The sequence below is a fragment of the Streptomyces rapamycinicus NRRL 5491 genome (genome assembly GCF_024298965.1).
In the GTDB taxonomy this organism is placed as follows: Bacteria; Actinomycetota; Actinomycetes; order Streptomycetales; family Streptomycetaceae; genus Streptomyces; species Streptomyces rapamycinicus.
The window spans coordinates 8,566,942-8,584,798 of record NZ_CP085193.1; the positions used below are offsets into that span (position 1 = coordinate 8,566,942).

The window sequence follows — 17,857 nt, forward strand, 5'->3', positions numbered from 1 at the left end:
GGGCCTGCCCGCCGCCGCTCAGGCGTCCAGCACGACGCCGAAGGTGCGCTCCAGACCGGTGCGACCGGCATCGGTCAGGTTGATCACGCGGCGGCGGCTGCCACGGCGGATCCAGTCCAGCGCGAAGAGCCGGTCCGTCAGGGCGGCGCCCAGCGCCCCGGCGAGGTGGTGGCGCTGCTCGGTCCAGTCCACGCAGTAGCGGATCAGCTGGCGGCGCCCGGCGAGCTCGTCCGCGTCCACGCCGAACGCCGCCAGCTCCGCGCGCCCCGGGGCCGTCAGCCGGTACGTGGTGTCCTTGCCCGGGGCGGAGAGCCGGTCGCCCTCCGCCGCCTCCGGGTGGAAGCGCCCGTCGCCGCCCTCCAGCACCCCGCGCTCCAGCAGCGCCGCCATAAGGGTCACGCCGAGGGCGCCCGCGACATGGTCGTAGCAGGTGCGCGCCCGGCGCAGGGCGTGTGCGTGGGTGCTCTGCCGCAGCGAGGTGACGGGCAGCGGCGGGGCGATCCTGGCCAGCGCCTCGAGCGCCTCGCCGACGGCGGGACCGGTCAGCCGGTAGTACCGGTGCCGCCCGTGCCGCTCGACCCGCACCACCCCGGCCTCCAGCAATTTGGCCAGATGCCCACTCACCGTGGACGCGCTGACCCCGGCCTCACCGGCCAGCACGCTGGCGGGCAGCGCACGCCCCTCCAGCAGCGCCCGCAGGACGCGGGCACGGGACGGGTCGGCGATCGCGGCGGCCGCGCGGGCGATGTCGGCGTCACGGGCATCCGTGGTGGTGGCCATGGTTCCAGCGTAGGACGGGGTCGCTTCGGCGAGGGCCGAAGTGTGGCGGGGCGGCCACGTGCGCCCTCGGCGGGTGGCGCGGGCCGCGGTTCCGGGCACGCCATGGTTCGGTCCGTACCGAAGCGATCAGGAGTGAGGCTGGGGGCATGAGGACGTACCGCTCCACACACCGGCCGCCGCGATCCTCGGACCCGCCCGTGGCGGGCGCCGTGCGGAAGGGGCCGCTGCTCGCCATCTGCCTCGGCTACTTCCTGGTCATCCTCGACGTCACCGTCGTCAACGTGGCCGTGCCCCGCATCGGGGCCGGGCTGGGTGCCGGGCAGGGGGCGCTGCAGTGGATCGTGGACGGGTACACGCTCGTCTTCGCCGGGCTGTTGCTGCTCTGCGGGGGACTGGGGGACCGGCTGGGCCACCGGCGGGTGTTCCTCGCCGGGCTCGGGCTGTTCACGGTGGCCTCCGCCGCGTGCGCGCTCGCGCCGACCGCCGGCTTTCTGATCGGCGCGCGGCTGGCGCAGGGGGCCGGGGCGGCGACCATGGTGCCCGCCTCGCTCGCGCTGCTCGGGGCGCTGCATCCCGAACCCGGCGCGCGGGCGCGGGCGTTCGGGGTGTGGGGCGGGATCGCCGGGGTCGCCGCCGCGGCCGGTCCGGTGCTCGGCGGGGTGCTGGTGTGGGGTGTGGGCTGGCGGACCGTGTTCCTCGTCAACATCCCGCTGGGCGCGCTCGCCATCTGGCTCACCGTCCGCCATGTGCCCGCCACGCGGCCGCGCGCGGAGCGTCCGTCGCTGGACCTCGCCGCCCAGCTCACCGGCGTCGGCGCGGTGGCCGCCCTGACGGCCGGGCTGAACGAGGCGGGCGGGCGCGGCTGGACCGATCCGCTGGTGCTCGGCGCGCTGGCGGCGGCGCCGCTCGCGGGGGCGCTGTTCCTGTGGCTGGAGCGGCGCGCGGCGGCGCCCGCGCTGCCACCGCGGCTGCTGACCGGTTTCCGGTTCCCGGCCGCCCTGGCCGTCGGGGTGCTGCTCAACCTCGGCTTCTACGGGCTGCTCTTCCTCACCACCCTCTACTTCCAGCGCCACCGCGGCTGGGACCCGCTCGCCACCGGTCTGGCGCTGCTGCCGATGGGCGCGCTGGTGGCGGCCGCCTCGCCGCTGTCCGGCCGGGTCGCGGCGCGCGCCGGCACCCATGTCCCGGCCGTGGCAGGGCTGCTGACCGGGGCCGTGGGGCTGCTCGGCTGGGCGGCCGTGGGGCCGCATACGCCGTATGCGCTGCTGGTCGTGCCGCTGCTGCTGACCGGGTTCGGCACCTCGTTCACCATGCCGTCGGCGACGATCGCGGCGATGGAGGCCGCGCCGCACGAGGTGCGCGGCGCGGCGTCGGGCGCGTTCAACGCGGCGCGGCAACTGGGCAGCGCCATCGGCGTGGCCCTGTTCGGAACCCTCGCGGCGGCGTCCGCCAACTCCGCCTTCTACGCCGGGATGCGGCTGTCCGCCGTGATCGCGGCCGGATGCTTCGTATGCGGCGCGATCCTGGCGGCACTGTCGGGACCCGCTGCCCGCACCATGCCCAACCCCGCTGCCACGGACGGGTCTTGACGCACAGTCGCGCCGCACGCGGGCCCCAGTGGTCCTGCCGCCCCGCGGGCGCGCGCAGGCCACCACGGCGGCACGGGCCGGGGCTCGGGCCGGACCCGGCTCCTGGCGGGGCGCCCAAGCCGAACCAGCCGCGTGCCGCGAGTGGGCCAAGGGGTGTCCGGCGGATCTTGACGCCTGCGGCGCGCCACGCGGCGGAGCCGCATATCGATGCTGTCCCCTCCCCGCCCCTTTCCACAACTGGGGCTGAAGCCCCAGACCCCGGGGGCCCAGGGGCGAAGCCCCTGCCACGCGGTGGCCACCCCGTGAGCCCGGCCCGCGCTCCGCGTCGGCTCAGCCCATGGGCTTCGGGGCGATCAAGGCGAACGGCGCCCCTGCGGACCGCGCGGATGGCGCCGGTCGGGCCGCCGTGGCGCGGGTGCCGGTCTTCCCTGGCCGTGGGCCGTAACGGGAGCCTGGCCTCAGCGGTGAGCCCCCGCAGGGGCCCGGGTCAGGCCGCTGCGGCGGGCAAGGTGCCCGTATGTGTGTCGGAGCCCGAGTCCGGTGGGGCGCCGAAGTCGCTGAGGACTGCTCGGGCGGCTCGGCGGCCGGAGGCCAGGGCGCCTTGGACCGTGCTGGAGTCGCGGTGGTCGCCGCAGACGTACAGGCCGGACAGCAGTCGCACTGGGCGGCGTGGGTCGTGGGGTGCGGGCATGGCCGGGACGGCGTACGGGTCGTGGTGGGCGGCCAGCAGGTCCCAGCCCGCCGTCGGTGTTCCGTACACCGCCGCCAGTTGGGCCCGGACGGCCCGGTCGAGTTCGGCGGTCGGCAGTGCGGCGGAGGTGCCCAGCACCGTGGAGGTGATCAGTACCCGGCCGGGCGGGGTGCGCGAGGGGTCCACCTCGCTGGCCACCATGGTGTGGGCCACCGGGCCCGGCCCGCCCGCGGCGAGTATCAGCGCGGGCTCGCGCAGCGGCGGCCGGTCGGCGGTGTGGTGCACCACCGTGACCGGGTGGAAGGCCGGCACCCGCAGCCCGGGCAGCAGCCCGGCCGCGTCGTGCGCCCCGGTGGCCACCAGCACCGCTCGGCAGCCGAACTCGCCGTGTTCGGCGGTGGCCACGGCGGTGGTGGAGGCCGATACGGCCCGGACGCCCGTACGGACCGTCCCCGGCGGCAGCGCGGCCGCGAGCAGTTCGGGGACGGTGGACGCGCCGCCCGCCGGGAGGCAGAGGCGGCCGCGTGCGTAACCGCGCAGCGCGAGGTCCGCGCAGCGGCTCGAGGTGGTGAGGTCCGGGTCGCTCAGCAGTGAGACGAGCAGCGGACGCAGCACCCCCTCGACCGTACGAGCAGGTAGGCCCCGCCCCCCCAGGGTCTCGGAGACCGGCCGGTCGGGGCGGGCGAGCAGGCGGTCCGCGGGCAGGGCGGCGAGCCTGCCGAGCGCGGCACCGAGTCGGGCCTGGTCGAGCCCGCTGCCGAGCGGCGCGCGGGCGGCGTTCGCGAGGGCGCGTGCCGTGGTGAATGCGCCCCTCATGCTCCGGGGCGTGTCCACCCGGTGCGTACGGCCCTCGCTGTGGACCAGCACCCCCTGGGCGAAGGGGCGCAGGGCGAGGGCGCCGAGCCCCGGAGTGCGCCGCAACTCCGGGAACGAGGTGTTCATCAGATGGCCGGTGCGGTCCAGCCGGAAGCCGTCCACGGTCTCGGTGGTCATCCGTCCGCCCACGTGGGGCGCGGCCTCGAGCACCGTGACCGCGACTCCCGCGCCGGTCAGCCGATGGGCCGCGGCCAGTCCCGCGAGCCCGGCGCCGACGATGACGACGTCCGTGCGGTGCGCGCGCTTGAGCACGTGTCCTCCCCGAGGTCGGTGCGTCCGTCACGGGGGCTGCTGCCCCGACCGGCGGCCCGGATGCGTGGGTCCCGCGAGTCGGCTCGGCGAGACGGTCTTGACAGTACGGACAAAAACGGTCGATGCCAGACGCGCATCGACCGGGCACGGGCGCACACCGGTCGCACACCAGTCGCACACCGCCATCGAACGGTCCGCGGCCGGGGGAGGAGAGAGAGCGGGGGAGAGCGGGAGGGGGCGCGGAACGCCCAACTCCCTTACCTGAGCGCCGCCTTGATCGCCTCTTCCACATGCGGGCAGGCGAACGTGAAGCCGGAGTCCAGAAGGCGGCGCGGAACGGCCCGGACGCTGCCGAGGACGTCCCCGGACATCTCGCCCAGGGCGATCCGCAGCGCGGGCGCCGGGACCGAGAAGAGCGTGGGGCGGCCCAGCACCCGGCCCATGGCGGCCGTGATCTCGCGGTTGGTCACCGGCGTCGGCGCCGTGAGGTTGACCGGCCCGCTGAGCTCGGACGTGTCGAGGATGTGGCGCAGCGCGGCGATGTGGTCCCGCAGCGCGATGAAGCTCCAGTACTGCCGGCCGCTGCCCATCCGCCCGCCGAGCCCCAGCTTGAACAAGGGGAAGAGCTTCCCCCACGCCCCGCCCTCGGCGGAGACCACGAGACCGGTCCGGGCGAAGACCGTACGGACGCCCGCCTCCTGCGCCGCGGTCGCCGCCTCCTCCCAGTCCTGGCAGAGATCCGGAAGGAAACCGTGGCCGGGGGGCGCACTCTCGTCGACCGCGCGCTCCCCGGTGTCACCGTAGAACCCCACCGCGCTCCCGCTCACCAGCACCCGCGGCGGGGTGTCCAGCGAGGCGATCGCCTCGGCGATGGCGGCGGTGCCCAGCACCCGGCTGTCCCGGATCTCCTTCTTGTACGCGTCGGTCCAGCGCCGGTCGCCGACGCCCGCGCCCGCGAGATGGAACACGGCCTCACAGCCCATCAGCCCGGAGGCGTCGACCCACTGCCGCCGCGGGTCCCACTCCACCTCGTCCTCCGCACGCGGCGGGCGCCGCACCAGACGCACCACCTGGTGGCCGTCCTCGCGCAGCGAGCGGACGAGTGTCGTGCCGATGAGCCCGGAGGAGCCGGTGACCGCGATACGCATGGCCCCATCCTGCCCTCGATCACGGGAGGGATGTCGGACAACGGGCGGGCGTGGCACAGTGATCCGCATGCCCCAGCCCTGCGACCTGCCCCAACCGCCCCAACCGTCCCGGCGGCCCGAGCGGTCCGAGCGGCCCGGGCTGATCATCCGACCCGCCGTGCACGACGACGACACGGCGCTGGCCGAGCTCGACCGCCGCACCTGGTCGCCCCTGCACGCCGTACAGCCGAAGCCGCGGCCGCCGTACGACCCCTTCTTCACCCTCCACAACCGCGTCGAGCAGATCATCGTGGCCGAGCTCGCCGGGTCCCCCGTCGGCTACCTACGGCTCGTGCCGCCGACCCCGCTGGCCTGCAACGCCCATGTCCGCCAGATACAGGGGCTCGCGGTGGACGAGCGGATGCGGGGCAAGGGCGTGGCGCGGGCGCTGCTCGGCGCCGCGTACCAGGAGGCACGGCGGCAGGGCGCGACCCGCATGACCCTGCGGGTGCTGGGCCACAACACGCCCGCACGGCGGCTGTACGCGTCGGAGGGGTTCGTGGTGGAGGGCGTGCTGCCGGGGGAGTTCCTGCTGGAGGGGGAGTACGTGGACGATGTGCTGATGGGGCGCCCGCTGGACCGCTGAGGCGCTGCCGGGTGCCGGGCGGTCACATCAGGCCCTGAAGCGCTCCCACAGCCGCGGATACCGCTCCGCCAGCACCGCCTCGCTCTCGAAGTCGAGGGGCTCCCCGACCGGTTCCCGGGGCGTGGGCGGGAGCCCCAGCTCCGGCAGGGGCGCGCCGGTCAGCCGCTCGTACGCCTCGTCCGCCGCGTACCCCAGGTCCTCGCAGTCGCCGTCCACCTGCTCGTCGAAGTCCTCGAGCAGCTCGGCGAGCGCGTCCGGATCGTGCAGCGCGCCCTCGAAGATCTCCCGGCCCTGGCCGATCAGCCAGTAGCGGAACGCCTCGAAGGCGTCGTCGCTGACCCCGCCGAGCAGCACCCAGGCGGCGCCCCACACATCCCAGCGGTACGCCCGGTTGGAGCGGGCCTCGAAGTGCCGGGCGAAGTCCAGCACCGCGTCGGGGTCGAGCCGTGACAGCTGCTCGACGAGCAGGTCGGACTGGTCCTCGGGGTCGCCGTCCGCGGCCTCCCGAGCGCTGTCGACCAGCCCCCAGAACTCCGTCTCGTCCATCATCACGGGACCAGGATCGGCCCTCCCGCGCACCCCCGCACGCGGAACGGGCCGGATGCGGCCGCCCCGCAATACCGGACAGCAGGTGTCGGGTTTCCCTGCGAAGGTCGACCCGTGGCCGACCCGGGTCGGCCACGTCACCCAACACGGCATTCACACCGAGAGGACGTATTGGACGTGAGCACACAGGGCGCACTGGCGGGCCGGGTAGCGCTCGTCGCGGGGGCGACGCGCGGCGCGGGCCGGGCGATGGCCGTCGAGCTGGGGGCGGCCGGGGCCACCGTCTACGCGACGGGGCGCACCACCCGGGATCGGATCAGCGAGGTGGGGCGGGCCACCGAGACCATCGAGGAGACGGCGGAGCTGGTCACGGCCGCCGGAGGCACGGGCATCGCGGTGCCGACCGACCACCTCGAGCCCGAGCGGGTCCGGGCGCTGGTGGAGCGGATCGACCGGGAGCAGGGCCGGCTGGATGTCCTGGTCAATGACGTATGGGGCGGTGAGGCGCTGATCGAGTTCGGCAAGAAGAGCTGGGAGACGAGTCTGGCGGGCGGGCTGCGGATGCTCCGGCTCGGCGTCGAGACCCACCTCATCACCAGCTACTACGCGCTGCCGCTGCTGATCCGGCACCCGGGCGGGCTGGTGGTCGAGGTGACCGACGGCAACGCGGAGTTCAACAAGACCTACCGTGAGAACCTCTTCTACGACCTCGCCAAGAACGCCCCGATCCGCACCGCCTTCGGGCTCGCGGAGGAGCTGAAGGAGTTCGACGGCACGGCGGTCAGCGTCTCACCGGGCTTTCTGCGCTCCGAGCAGATGCTGGACCACTTCGGGGTGACGGAGGAGAACTGGCGGGACGCGGTGGCGAAGGAGCCGCACTTCGCCATCGCCGAGTCGCCGCACTTCGTCGGGCGCGCGGTCGCCGCGCTCGCCGCCGATCCGGACCGGGCGCGGTGGAACGGCAAGTCCGTCTTCAGCGGGGAGCTGGCCAAGGTCTACGGCTTCACCGATCTGGACGGCTCGCGGCCGGATGCCTTCGGCTACTTCCGGGACGTCGTCTTCGGCGGCAAGGAGGGCACGGCGGCCGACTACCGGTAACACCGCTGACGCCGCACGGTCACCGGTACAGCTCCGCCGTACGGCACGCCGCCTCCGCGAAGAGCGCCCGCAGCTCCGGCGGCCCCAGCACCTCCGCCTCCGGGCCGAGCCCGAGCAGCTGGGCGAGGGCGACCTCGTACGACTCGACGGGCAGGGTGACGGTGAGCCGCCCCTGTCCGTCGGGCTTCCCGGCCTCGCGTACGGCCTCCTCGGCCGCCACCCGGTCCGTGACATGCGGCAGCAGCCGGGCCCCGGCCGGGGTCAGCCGTACGACGGCCCGCTCCCGCAGGATCGAGCGGGCGAACTGCTCGGCCCGCTCCTCCCAGAAGGCGGGCAGGTCGAACCCCTCGTCCCGGATGAAGCGGGCGCCGGTCGGTTCGACGGCGGCGAAACGATCCACCCGGTACACCCGGAAGCCGCCCTCCGCGCGGGCCGCGAGATACCAGACGCCCGCCTTGAGCACGAGCCCGTACGGTTCCAGCTCCCGCCGGACCTCCGTGTCCCGGCGCCGGTAGCGGACGGCGATCCGCAGATCGTCCCAGACCGCGTCGGCGACGCCCGGCAGCAGCTCCGGCGCCTCCGGCTCGCGCCACCAGCCCGGGGCGTCGAGGTGGAACCGCTGGGCCACCGTGTGGGAGGCGTCCCGCAACTCGGGGAGCAGCGCGGCGGACACCTTCAGCCGGGCCGCGGAGGCGGCGTCCGCGAGCCCCATCTCGCGCAGCGCGGAGGGCACACCGGACAGGAACAGCGCCTCGGCCTCGGTCCGCCCGAGGCCGGTCAGCCGGGTGCGGTAGCCCCCGATGAGCCGATAGCCCCCGGCCCGGCCCCGGTCCGCGTAGACCGGGATCCCCGCCTCGGACAGCGCGGCCGCGTCCCGCGTCACGGTGCGCTCGGAGACCTCCAGCTCCCGCGCCAGCTCGGCCCCCGTGATCGAGGGCCGAGCCTGGAGCAGGAGCACCATCTTGATGAGCCGAGCAGCACGCACGGCCCCATGATGCCGTGCCCTCCGGGCGCGTGCCGGGCCATGGCCTGCGGCGGCTCTTTCCCCTACCCGCCCCTTCCCACAACCAGGGGCTCCGCCCCTGGACCCCGGACGGGCTGGAATCAGCCCCTCCAGGGGGCACCTCCCAGCGGTAGCTGGGGGAGCTTGAGGAGCGGGGTCTGGGGGGGGGAGCCCCAGTTGAGGGAAGGGGCGGGTAGGGGGAAGCATCGATGTGCGGCTCCGCCGCGTGGCCCGCCGCAGGCGTCACCGGGCGTCGGCGACGTCAGATGCCGTAGCGTTCCGCGGCCTCCTTGGGGGCCGTGGCGCGGACCGCGCCCTGGCGGGCGAGGCGGGACAGGGCGGCCACCACGATGGCCGGGGCGTCCACGCCGAAGTGGCGGCGGGCGGCCTCGCGGGTGTCGGAGAGGCCGAAGCCGTCCGTGCCCAGCGAGTACCAGTCCTGCTCGACCCACTGGCTGATCTGGTCGGGGACGGCACGCATCCAGTCGCTGACGGCGAGGACCGGGCCCGGTGCGCCTGCCAGGGCACGGGTGACGTACGGGACCCGGTCTTCGCCGTTGAGCTGCGCCGCGTCACAGGACAGGGCGTCGCGGCGCAGCTCGCTCCAGGAGGTGGCGGACCACACGTCGGCGGCCACGCCCCAGTCGTCGGCGAGGAGTTTCTGGGCCTCCAGCGTCCAGTGGACGGCGGTGCCGGAGGCGAGGAGCTGGATACGGGGGGAGTCCCCGGCCGGGGCCGTGGCCTCCTGGTAGCGGTAGAGGCCCTTGAGGATGCCCTCCTCGACGCCTTCGCCCGAAGGCATCGCCGGCTGGACCTTGGGCTCGTTGTAGACCGTCAGGTAGTAGAAGACGTCCTCGGCCTCGGGGCCGTACATCCGCCGCAGGCCCTCCCGCACGATCGCGCCCACCTCGTAGGCGAACGCCGGGTCGTAGGTGAGCGCCGCCGGGTTGGTGGAGGCGATCAGCGGGGAGTGGCCGTCGGCGTGCTGGAGGCCCTCGCCGGTCATCGTCGTACGGCCCGCCGTGGCGCCGACGAGGAAGCCGCGGCCGAGCTGGTCGGCCAGCGCCCACATCTGGTCGGCGGTGCGCTGCCAGCCGAACATCGAGTAGAAGATGTAGAAGGGGATCATCGGCTCGCCGTGGGTCGCGTACGACGTCGCGGCGGCGGTGAAGTCGGCCATCGAACCGGCCTCGGTGATCCCCTCGTTGAGGATCTGACCGTTCGCGGCCTCCTTGTAGTACAGGAGCTGATCGCGGTCGACCGGGTCGTAGGTCTGGCCGAGCGGGGAGTAGATCCCGGCGGTGGGGAAGAGCGACTCCATGCCGAAGGTCCGTGCCTCGTCCGGCACGATCGGCACCCAGCGCCTCCCGGTCTCCTTCTCCCGCATCAGGTCCTTGACCAGCCGGACGAAGGCCATGGTGGTGGCGATCTCCTGGCTGCCGGAGCCCTTGGCGAGCGCCTGGAACGGCTTCGCGGACGGCTCGGGCAGGGCCACCGGGTGGACCCGGCGGGCCGGGGCCGGGCCGCCGAGGGCCGCCCGGCGCTCCTGGAGGTAGCGCACCTCGGGGGAGTCGGGGCCGGGGTGGACGTACGGCACGAGGGCGTCGTCCAGCCTGCTGTCCGGGATGGGGAGTTCGAGGAGGTCCCGCATGGCGCGGAACTCCTTGCCGGTCAGCTTCTTCATCTGGTGGTTGGCGTTGCGCGACTCGAAGCCGGGGCCCAGCGTCCAGCCCTTGACGGTCTGGGCGAGGACGACGGTCGGGGCGCCCTTGTGCTCCACGGCCGCGCGGTACGCCGCGTACACCTTGCGGGGCTCGTGGCCCGCGCGCGAGGTGTGGAAGCACTCGGTGAGCTTGGCGTCGGTGAGCCCCTGGGCCAGCCGGGCCAGCTCGGGGTCGGCGCCGAAGAAGTGCTCGCGGATGTAGGCCGCGTCGCGGGTCGCGTACGTCTGGAACTGGCCGTCCGGGACCTCGCGCAGCCGGCGGGCCAGTGCGCCCGAGGCGTCCAGCGCGAACAGCTCGTCCCAGGCGGAGCCCCACAGCGACTTGATCACGTTCCAGCCCGCCGCGCGGAACTGGGCCTCCAGCTCCTGCACGATCTTGAAGTTGGCCCGCACCGGGCCGTCGAGGCGCTGGAGGTTGCAGTTGATGACGAAGGTGAGGTTGTCCAGGCCCTCGCGCCCGGCCAGGGCGAGCGCGGCCGTCGACTCCGGCTCGTCCATCTCGCCGTCCCCGAGGAACGCCCATACGTGGGAGTTCGCGGTGTCCTTGATGCCGCGCGCCGCCAGATAGCGGTTGAAGCGGGCCTGGTAGATCGCGGAGATCGGGCCGAGCCCCATCGAGACGGTGGGGAACTCCCACAGCCACGGCAGCCGGCGCGGATGCGGATAGGACGGCAGACCGTCGCCGCCCGCCTCGCGGCGGAAGTGGTCCAGGTGGTGCTCGGTCAGCCGCCCGTCGAGGAAGGCGCGGGCGTAGATGCCGGGGGAGGCGTGGCCCTGGATGTAGAGCTGGTCGCCGCTGCCGTCCGCCTCCTTGCCACGGAAGAAGTGCTGGAAGCCCGTCTCGTAGAGCCAGGCGGCGGAGGCGAAGGTGGCGATGTGGCCCCCGAGGCCGTCACGGCTGCCGCGGGTGACCATCGCCGCCGCGTTCCACCGGTTCCAGGCGGTGATGCGGCGCTCCATGGCCTCGTCGCCCGGGAACGCGGGCTCGGCGGCGGTCGGGATGGTGTTGAGGTAGTCCGACTCCAGCAGGGGCGGCAGCGCGAGCCCGGCGCTCTCGGCGCGCTCCAGGGTGCGGCGCATGAGGTACGAGGCGCGGTGCGACCCGGCCGCCCGGGTGACGGCGTCCAGGGAGGCGCCCCATTCGGCGGTCTCCTCGGGGTCACGGTCGGGAAGCTGGTCGAGCGCACTCGGCTGCGTGCGTGCGAGATCGGTCATGAGGCAACCGTAAGACTGATCGATGATCGATCAAAGACCCCTCAAGCAAAAACTGCTCCGCAGGCCGAAATTGGCATTCCGTGCCGCGAAACTAGGCACGCGGTGCACAGCCGAGGACATGTTCCTTGACCAGTTCGCCGACCCGCGGGTCCCGCCGCCTGAAGGCGTCCACCACGGCCTGGTGCTCCTCGGCGTACGACTGCTGGACGGTGCCCAGCCAGCGGATCGACAGCGTCGTCCAGATCTCGATGCCCAGCGACTCCCAGGTGTGCAGCAGCACGCTGTTGCCCGACGCCCGCACCAGCTCCCGGTGGAACGCCACGGTGTGCCGGACCTGCGCCTCCCCGTCGGCCGTGCGGTCCGCCTCGTACAGCGCCCGCACCTCGGGCTCCAGGGCGGAGGTGTCCTCGGCCAGCACGGGCGCGGCCAGCTCCGCCGCCATCTGTTCGAGCCCGGCCCGCACCGGATAGATCTCCTCCAGGTCGGCGGCGGTCAGGTTCCGCACCCGGACGCCCTTGTTCGGCGCCGACTCGATCAGCCGCAGCGACTCCAGCTCCCGCAGCGCCTCCCGTACGGGCGTCTGGCTGACCTCCAGCTCGGTGGCGATCCGGCGCTCCACGATCCGCTCGCCCGGCTTCCAGCGGCCGCTGACGATGCCCTCCACGATGTGCTCGCGGATCTGCTCGCGCAGCGAGTGGACGACGGGCGCGGCCATGGGGGACTCCTTAGAACCAGCGGTGAACAGCTGCCATTATCCCGGCTGTGCGGTAATGAAAACCGCGCCCCGCACGGGAAGCCCGTGCGGGGCGCGGCAGGGAAACCGAGGCGCGGATCAGAGCCCGAGGTCCACCTCGAACTCGCCGGCCTCCAGGATCTCCTTGACGGCCGTCAGGTAGCGGGCCGCGTCGGCACCGTCCACCAGGCGGTGGTCGTAGGAGAGCGCCACGTACGTCATGTCGCGCACCGCGATGGTCTCGCCCAGCTCCGGGTGGTCGATGACCACCGGGCGCTTGACGGTCGCGCCGATGCCCAGGATGGCGACCTGGTTCGGGGGCACGATGATCGTGTCGAACAGCGCACCGCGCGAGCCGGTGTTGCTGATCGTGAAGGTGGCGCCGGACACCTCGTCCGGGGTGATCTTGTTGGAGCGGACCTTGCCCGCCAGCTCCGCCGTCTTCTTGGACAGACCGGCGATGTTGAGGTCGCCGGCGTTCTTGATGACCGGGGTCATCAGGCCCTTCTCGGCGTCCACCGCGATCCCGACGTTCTCCACGTCGAAGTACGTGATGGTGTTGTCGTCCTCGTTGATCCGGGCGTTGATGGCCGGGTGGGCCTTCAGCGCCTGGACGGCGGCCTTCACGAAGAACGGCATCGGCGAGAGCTTGACGCCCTCGCGCTGGGCGAACGCCTCCTTGGCCCGGGCGCGCAGCCGCATGACCTTGGTGACGTCCACCTCGACCACGCTGGTGAGCTGGGCCTGGCTGTGCAGGGCCTTCATCATGTTGTCGCCGATGACCTTGCGCATCCGCGGCATCTTGATGGTCTGGCCGCGCAGCGGGGACACCTCCTGCGGGGCGGCCTTCGGCGCGGCGGCGGCCGGCGCCTGGGCCTGGGCGGCCTTGGCGGCCTCCGCGGCGGCGATGACGTCCTGCTTGCGGATGCGGCCGCCGACGCCGGTGCCCTTGACCGTGGACAGGTCCACGTTGTTCTCGGCGGCGAGCTTGCGCACCAGCGGGGTGACGTAGGCGCCCTCGGCCTCGGGGGCCGCGGGAGCCGGGATGGTGGCGGCCGGAGCCGGGGCGGGCACCGGAGCGGCCGGGGCCGGCTCGGGGGCGACCGGCTCCGGGGTGACGGCCTGCGGCGCCGGGGCGCTCGGGGCCTGCGGGGCCGGGGCGGGCGCCGGGGCCTCCTGGACCGGCTCGGGAGCCGGGGCGGGGGCGGCCGGGGCCTCGGCGGGCGCGGCGGCCGGAGCGGCACCGGCGGCGCCGATCACGGCCAGCTTGGCGCCGACCTCGGCGGTCTCGTCCTCGCCGACCAGGATCTCCAGCAGGGTGCCCGCGACCGGGGCCGGGATCTCGGTGTCGACCTTGTCGGTGGAGACCTCGAGCAGCGGCTCATCGGCCTCGACGGACTCGCCGACCTCCTTGAGCCAGCGGGTCACGGTGCCCTCGGTCACGCTCTCGCCGAGCGCGGGAAGGATCACATCGGTGCCCTCGGCGCCACCGGCCGGAGCCGCGGCGGCAGGAGCGGGGGCGGGGGCCTCGGCGGCGGGCGCCGGGGCGGGCTCGGGCTGAGCCGCCGGAGCGGGCTCGGCCGCGGGGGCGGGGGCTTCGGCCGGGGCCGCGCCGCCGTCGTCGATGACGGCCAGCTCGGCGCCGACCTCGACCGTCTCGTCCTCGGCCACCTTGATGGACGTCAGCACACCGGCCGAGGGGGCCGGGATCTCGGTGTCGACCTTGTCGGTCGACACCTCGAGCAGGGGCTCGTCGGCCTCGACGCGCTCACCTTCGGCCTTGAGCCAGCGGGTGACGGTGCCCTCGGTCACGCTCTCGCCGAGCGCCGGCAGGGTTACGGAAACCGCCATGGTGTTCGGTTGCTCCTTAACGATCTTTGGATGGTTCGCGCTCGGGATGAGTCAGTCGTGGGAGTGCAGCGGCTTGCCGGCCAGGGCCAGGTGGGCCTCGCCGAGCGCCTCGTTCTGGGTCGGGTGGGCGTGGACGAGCTGCGCGACCTCGGCAGGCAGCGCCTCCCAGTTGTAGATCAGCTGAGCCTCGCCGACCTGCTCGCCCATCCGGTCACCGACCATGTGGACGCCGACGACGGCACCGTCCCGTACCTGCACGAGCTTGATTTCGCCCGCGGTCTTGAGGATCTTGCTCTTGCCGTTGCCCGCGAGGTTGTACTTCAGGGCGACGACCTTGTCCGCACCGTACAGCTCCTTGGCCTTGGCCTCGGTGATGCCGACGGAGGCGACCTCGGGGTGGCAGTAGGTCACCCGCGGCACGCCGTCGTAGTCGACCGGCACCGGGCTCAGACCGGCCAGCCGCTCGGCCACCAGCATGCCCTCGGCGAAGCCGACGTGGGCCAGCTGGAGGGTGGGGACCAGGTCGCCGACGGCGGAGATGGTCGGCACGTTGGTCCGCATGTACTCGTCGACGAGGACATAGCCGCGGTCCATGGCGACCCCGGCCTCCTCGTAGCCCAGCCCCTGCGAGACCGGGCCGCGGCCCACGGCCACCAGCAGCAGCTCGGCCTCGAAGGTCTTGCCGTTCTCCAGCGAGACCTTGACGCCGTCGGCGGTGTACTCCACGCCCGAGAAGCGGGAGCCGAGGGAGAAGTTGATGCCGCGCTTGCGGAAGGCGCGCTCCAGCAGCTTGGAGCTGTTCTCGTCCTCGACCGGGACGAGGTGGGGAAGCGCCTCGACGATGGTGATGTCGGCCCCGAAGGACTTCCACGCGGAGGCGAACTCGACGCCGATGACGCCGCCGCCCAGCACGATCGCGGACTTCGGCACGCGGTCGAGCACCAGCGCGTGGTCGGAGGAGATGACGCGGTTGCCGTCGATCTCCAGGCCGGGCAGGGACTTCGGCACCGAACCGGTGGCCAGCAGGATGTGGCGGCCGGTGTAACGCTCGCCGTTCACATCGACGGAGGTCGGGGAGGACAGCCGGCCCTCACCCGTCACATAGGTGACCTTGCGGGACGCGATCAGGCCCTGCAGACCCTTGTACAGGCCCGAGACCACGCCGTCCTTGTACTTGTGCACACCCTCGATGTCGATGCCCTCGAAGGTGGTCTTCACACCGAATTCCGAGCCCTCGCGGGCCTGGTCGGCGAGTTCACCGGCGTGCAGCAGCGCCTTGGTGGGGATGCAGCCACGGTGCAGACAGGTGCCGCCCAGCTTGTCCTTCTCGATCAGGGCGACGTCCAGACCCAGCTGCGCCGCGCGCAGGGCAGCGGCGTAACCGCCGCTACCGCCTCCGAGGATCACTAGGTCGAAAACGGTGCTGGCGTCGTTCGCCACGTCACGTCCTCCATGCATGGTGCGCCGGGGCCGGCCGTTGGTCGGCCGGGCGGCGGCGTGTGTTCGGCCGCTTCTTACGTCGGCCCTGGTGTCGGGGGCCCTGTCCTGCCGGGACAACATCTTCGCACTTGTTGGGAGGAGGCGGGACGCGGGGCCGCTGTGTGAGAAATCTCCAGACCCCAGTTCAGGGGTTACCGCTGCGTATCCGGAACGCGAAGCCCCGTCGATTTCGTTGAGGGCGAAATCGACGGGACTTTCGGCCTATGGCGGCGGCGTCTCATACGGTCGCGATGCGTTGCCGCGACATGCCGCTGTGTCGCGGGCTCACGTGGGTGTCCGGCGGATCACGCGGCGGAGCCGCATATCGACGCTGTCCCCTCCCCGCCCCTTCCCGTGGCATCGAGATGCGGCTCCGCCGCGTGGCAGGGGCTTCGCCCCTGGACCTTGGGGTCTGGGGCGGAGCCCCAGTTGTGGGAAGGGGCGGGGAGGGGAGCAGCCCGCCGCAGGCGTACGCGTACCGCCGGACACTCCTCCGGGCCTCGCGGTTTCTGGGTCTGGGCTCAGCCGAGGTCGCCGTCGGCGGTGCGCTCGGCCAGCCGCACCAGGGTGCGGACCGCGGTGCCCGTGCCGCCCTTGGGGGTGTAGCCGAACGGACCGGACTCGTTGAAGGCCGGACCCGCGATGTCCAGGTGGCCCCAGGTGATCCCGTCCGCCACGAACTCCTTCAGGAAGATGCCGGCCACCAGACCGCCACCCATGCGCTCGCCCATGTTCGCCAGATCGGCGACCGGCGAGTCGATGCCCTTGCGGAGGTGGTCGGGCAGCGGCATCGGCCACGACGGCTCACCGGCCTCCTCCGCGACCTCGTGCAGCGCGGTGCGGAACGCCTCGTCGTTCGTCATGATCCCGAACGTGCGGTTGCCCAGCGCGAAGACCATCGCCCCGGTCAGCGTCGCCACGTCCACGATCGCGTCCGGCTTCTCCTCACCGGCCCGGGTGATCGCGTCGGCGAGCACCAGCCGGCCCTCGGCGTCGGTGTTCAGCACCTCGACGGTCTTGCCGCCGTACATCGACAGCACATCGCCGGGGCGGGTGGCCGAACCCGACGGCATGTTCTCGGCGAGCGCCAGCCAGCCAGTCAGATTGACCCGCAGGCCCAGCTTCGCGGCGGCGACGATCGCGGCGAACACGGCGGCGGCACCGCTCATGTCGCACTTCATCGTCTCGTTGTGACCGGCCGGCTTGAGGGAGATGCCGCCCGAGTCGTAGGTGATGCCCTTGCCCACCAGGGCGAGCGTCTTCTCGGCCTTGGGGTGGGTGTACGCGATCCGGACCAGCCGCGGCGGGGCATCCGAGCCCTGGCCGACGCCGAGGATGCCGCCGTACCCGCCCTTCTTGAGCGCCTTCTCGTCCAGCACCTCGGTCTTGAGGCCGTGCTCCTTGGCGGCCGCGACCGCCTCGGCCGCGAAGGCGGCCGGGTTGAGCAGGTTGGACGGGGTGTTGATCAGGTCACGGGCGCGGTTGACCTCCGCGACGACGGCGCCGGCGCGCTCCACGGCCGCCTTGTACGCCTTGTCGCGCGGCTTGCCGCCGACGAGGGCGACCTCGGCGAGCGGCCCGTTCTTCTTCTTGTCCTTGTCCTTGGCGTTACCGCCGTTGCCGTTGCCCTTGTCGTACGTGTACGCCCCGAGCAGCGCGCCCTCGGCCACGGCGGTGGCGGCGGCCGGGTCCTCGATCGGCAGCGCGAACGCGCCCTTCTTCGAACCGGACAGCGCGCGGGCGGCCGCGCCCGCGGCCCGGCGCAGCGTCTCGGCGTCATAACCGTCGCCCTTGGCCGGGACCTCGCCCAGCCCGACCGCCAGCACGACTGGGGCCTTGAGGCCGGACGCGGCGGGCAGTTTGGTCACCTCGCCCTCGGCGCCGGTCGCGCCGAGCGTCTCCAGGACGGCGGCCAGCTTCCCGCCGAACGCCTTGTCCACGGCCTCGGCGCCGACAGCGACGACAGGGCCCTTGGGCCCCTTCGCCACACCGACGACGACGGCGTCCGCGCGCAGTGCCGCGGCGGACGAGGTGCTGAGAGTCAGAGCAGTCACAGTGGTCGGGTCCCTCTTCCGGTATTTCGTCGGCCGTCATGGATTGGTAGGCCGCGCCCCTCCGCATCGTATGCCCAGGCCCTAATCAGGGCTCAGTTCTCCCCCGGCCACCGCCGGGAGGCGGCCCCGGCCGGAAGAGCCGGGCGCCGGGGCGCGCCTTGGCACTCAGGGCTCCACAGGGGCGTGCCCTGGGG

At 73.3% G+C, this 17,857-nt stretch carries 13 protein-coding genes; 3 read left to right on the plus strand and 10 right to left on the minus strand.

The features are described 5' to 3' along the window. Positions 1-18 precede the first annotated feature (18 nt). A complete protein-coding gene (locus LIV37_RS35940; protein ID WP_020871975.1) occupies positions 19-780 on the minus strand; it encodes an ArsR/SmtB family transcription factor in 762 nt (253 codons plus the stop codon). Between the two features lie 146 nt (positions 781-926). Between LIV37_RS35940 and LIV37_RS35945 the strand changes: the two genes are divergently transcribed. Further along, complete coding sequence (locus LIV37_RS35945; protein ID WP_121824102.1) at positions 927-2,369, plus strand: MFS transporter; 1,443 nt, start codon at positions 927-929, stop codon at positions 2,367-2,369. 487 nt (positions 2,370-2,856) lie between these two features. Here LIV37_RS35945 and LIV37_RS35950 read toward each other — a convergent pair whose 3' ends face one another. Then, positions 2,857-4,188 carry an NAD(P)/FAD-dependent oxidoreductase gene (locus LIV37_RS35950; RefSeq protein ID WP_020871976.1) on the minus strand — a complete coding sequence of 444 codons (1,332 nt, stop codon included), beginning with the start codon at positions 4,186-4,188 and terminating at the stop codon, positions 2,857-2,859. A gap of 257 nt (positions 4,189-4,445) precedes the next feature. Continuing rightward, a complete protein-coding gene (locus LIV37_RS35955) occupies positions 4,446-5,336 on the minus strand; it encodes a TIGR01777 family oxidoreductase (protein WP_020871977.1) in 891 nt (296 codons plus the stop codon). Positions 5,337-5,403: 67 nt separating this feature from the next. Between LIV37_RS35955 and LIV37_RS35960 the strand changes: the two genes are divergently transcribed. Further along, entirely contained in the window at positions 5,404-5,961 is a 558-nt protein-coding gene (locus LIV37_RS35960; protein ID WP_020871978.1) for a GNAT family N-acetyltransferase, read from the plus strand. A 27-nt stretch (positions 5,962-5,988) separates the two neighbouring features. Here the strand turns inward: LIV37_RS35960 and LIV37_RS35965 are convergent, their stop codons facing one another. Continuing rightward, positions 5,989-6,510 carry a DUF4240 domain-containing protein gene (locus tag LIV37_RS35965; protein ID WP_020871979.1) on the minus strand — a complete coding sequence of 174 codons (522 nt, stop codon included), beginning with the start codon at positions 6,508-6,510 and terminating at the stop codon, positions 5,989-5,991. A gap of 174 nt (positions 6,511-6,684) precedes the next feature. On the opposite strand from LIV37_RS35965, the gene LIV37_RS35970 reads away from it, so the two are divergent. Continuing rightward, positions 6,685-7,605, plus strand: a complete 921-nt coding sequence (locus LIV37_RS35970) for an SDR family oxidoreductase (protein WP_020871980.1) — start codon at positions 6,685-6,687, stop codon at positions 7,603-7,605. Positions 7,606-7,624: 19 nt separating this feature from the next. On the opposite strand, the gene LIV37_RS35975 is transcribed toward LIV37_RS35970, so the two are convergent. The 6 genes from LIV37_RS35975 to LIV37_RS36000 form a co-directional block, all read right to left on the minus strand. Beyond that, positions 7,625-8,590, minus strand: coding sequence for a helix-turn-helix transcriptional regulator (locus tag LIV37_RS35975; protein WP_020871981.1), 966 nt, complete (start codon positions 8,588-8,590; stop codon positions 7,625-7,627). Between the two features lie 280 nt (positions 8,591-8,870). Continuing rightward, complete coding sequence (aceE, locus tag LIV37_RS35980; protein ID WP_020871982.1) at positions 8,871-11,546, minus strand: pyruvate dehydrogenase (acetyl-transferring), homodimeric type; 2,676 nt, start codon at positions 11,544-11,546, stop codon at positions 8,871-8,873. A gap of 91 nt (positions 11,547-11,637) precedes the next feature. Then, entirely contained in the window at positions 11,638-12,261 is a 624-nt protein-coding gene (locus LIV37_RS35985) for a GntR family transcriptional regulator (RefSeq protein ID WP_020871983.1), read from the minus strand. Positions 12,262-12,378: 117 nt separating this feature from the next. Further along, positions 12,379-14,130, minus strand: coding sequence for a 2-oxoglutarate dehydrogenase, E2 component, dihydrolipoamide succinyltransferase (gene sucB / locus LIV37_RS35990; protein WP_121824101.1), 1,752 nt, complete (start codon positions 14,128-14,130; stop codon positions 12,379-12,381). A gap of 51 nt (positions 14,131-14,181) precedes the next feature. Continuing rightward, a complete protein-coding gene (gene lpdA / locus LIV37_RS35995; RefSeq protein WP_020871985.1) occupies positions 14,182-15,570 on the minus strand; it encodes a dihydrolipoyl dehydrogenase in 1,389 nt (462 codons plus the stop codon). Between the two features lie 560 nt (positions 15,571-16,130). Further along, positions 16,131-17,663: a leucyl aminopeptidase gene (locus LIV37_RS36000; RefSeq protein ID WP_020871986.1), complete on the minus strand. Its 1,533-nt coding sequence runs from the start codon at positions 17,661-17,663 to the stop codon at positions 16,131-16,133. Between the last annotated feature and the right edge of the window lie 194 nt (positions 17,664-17,857).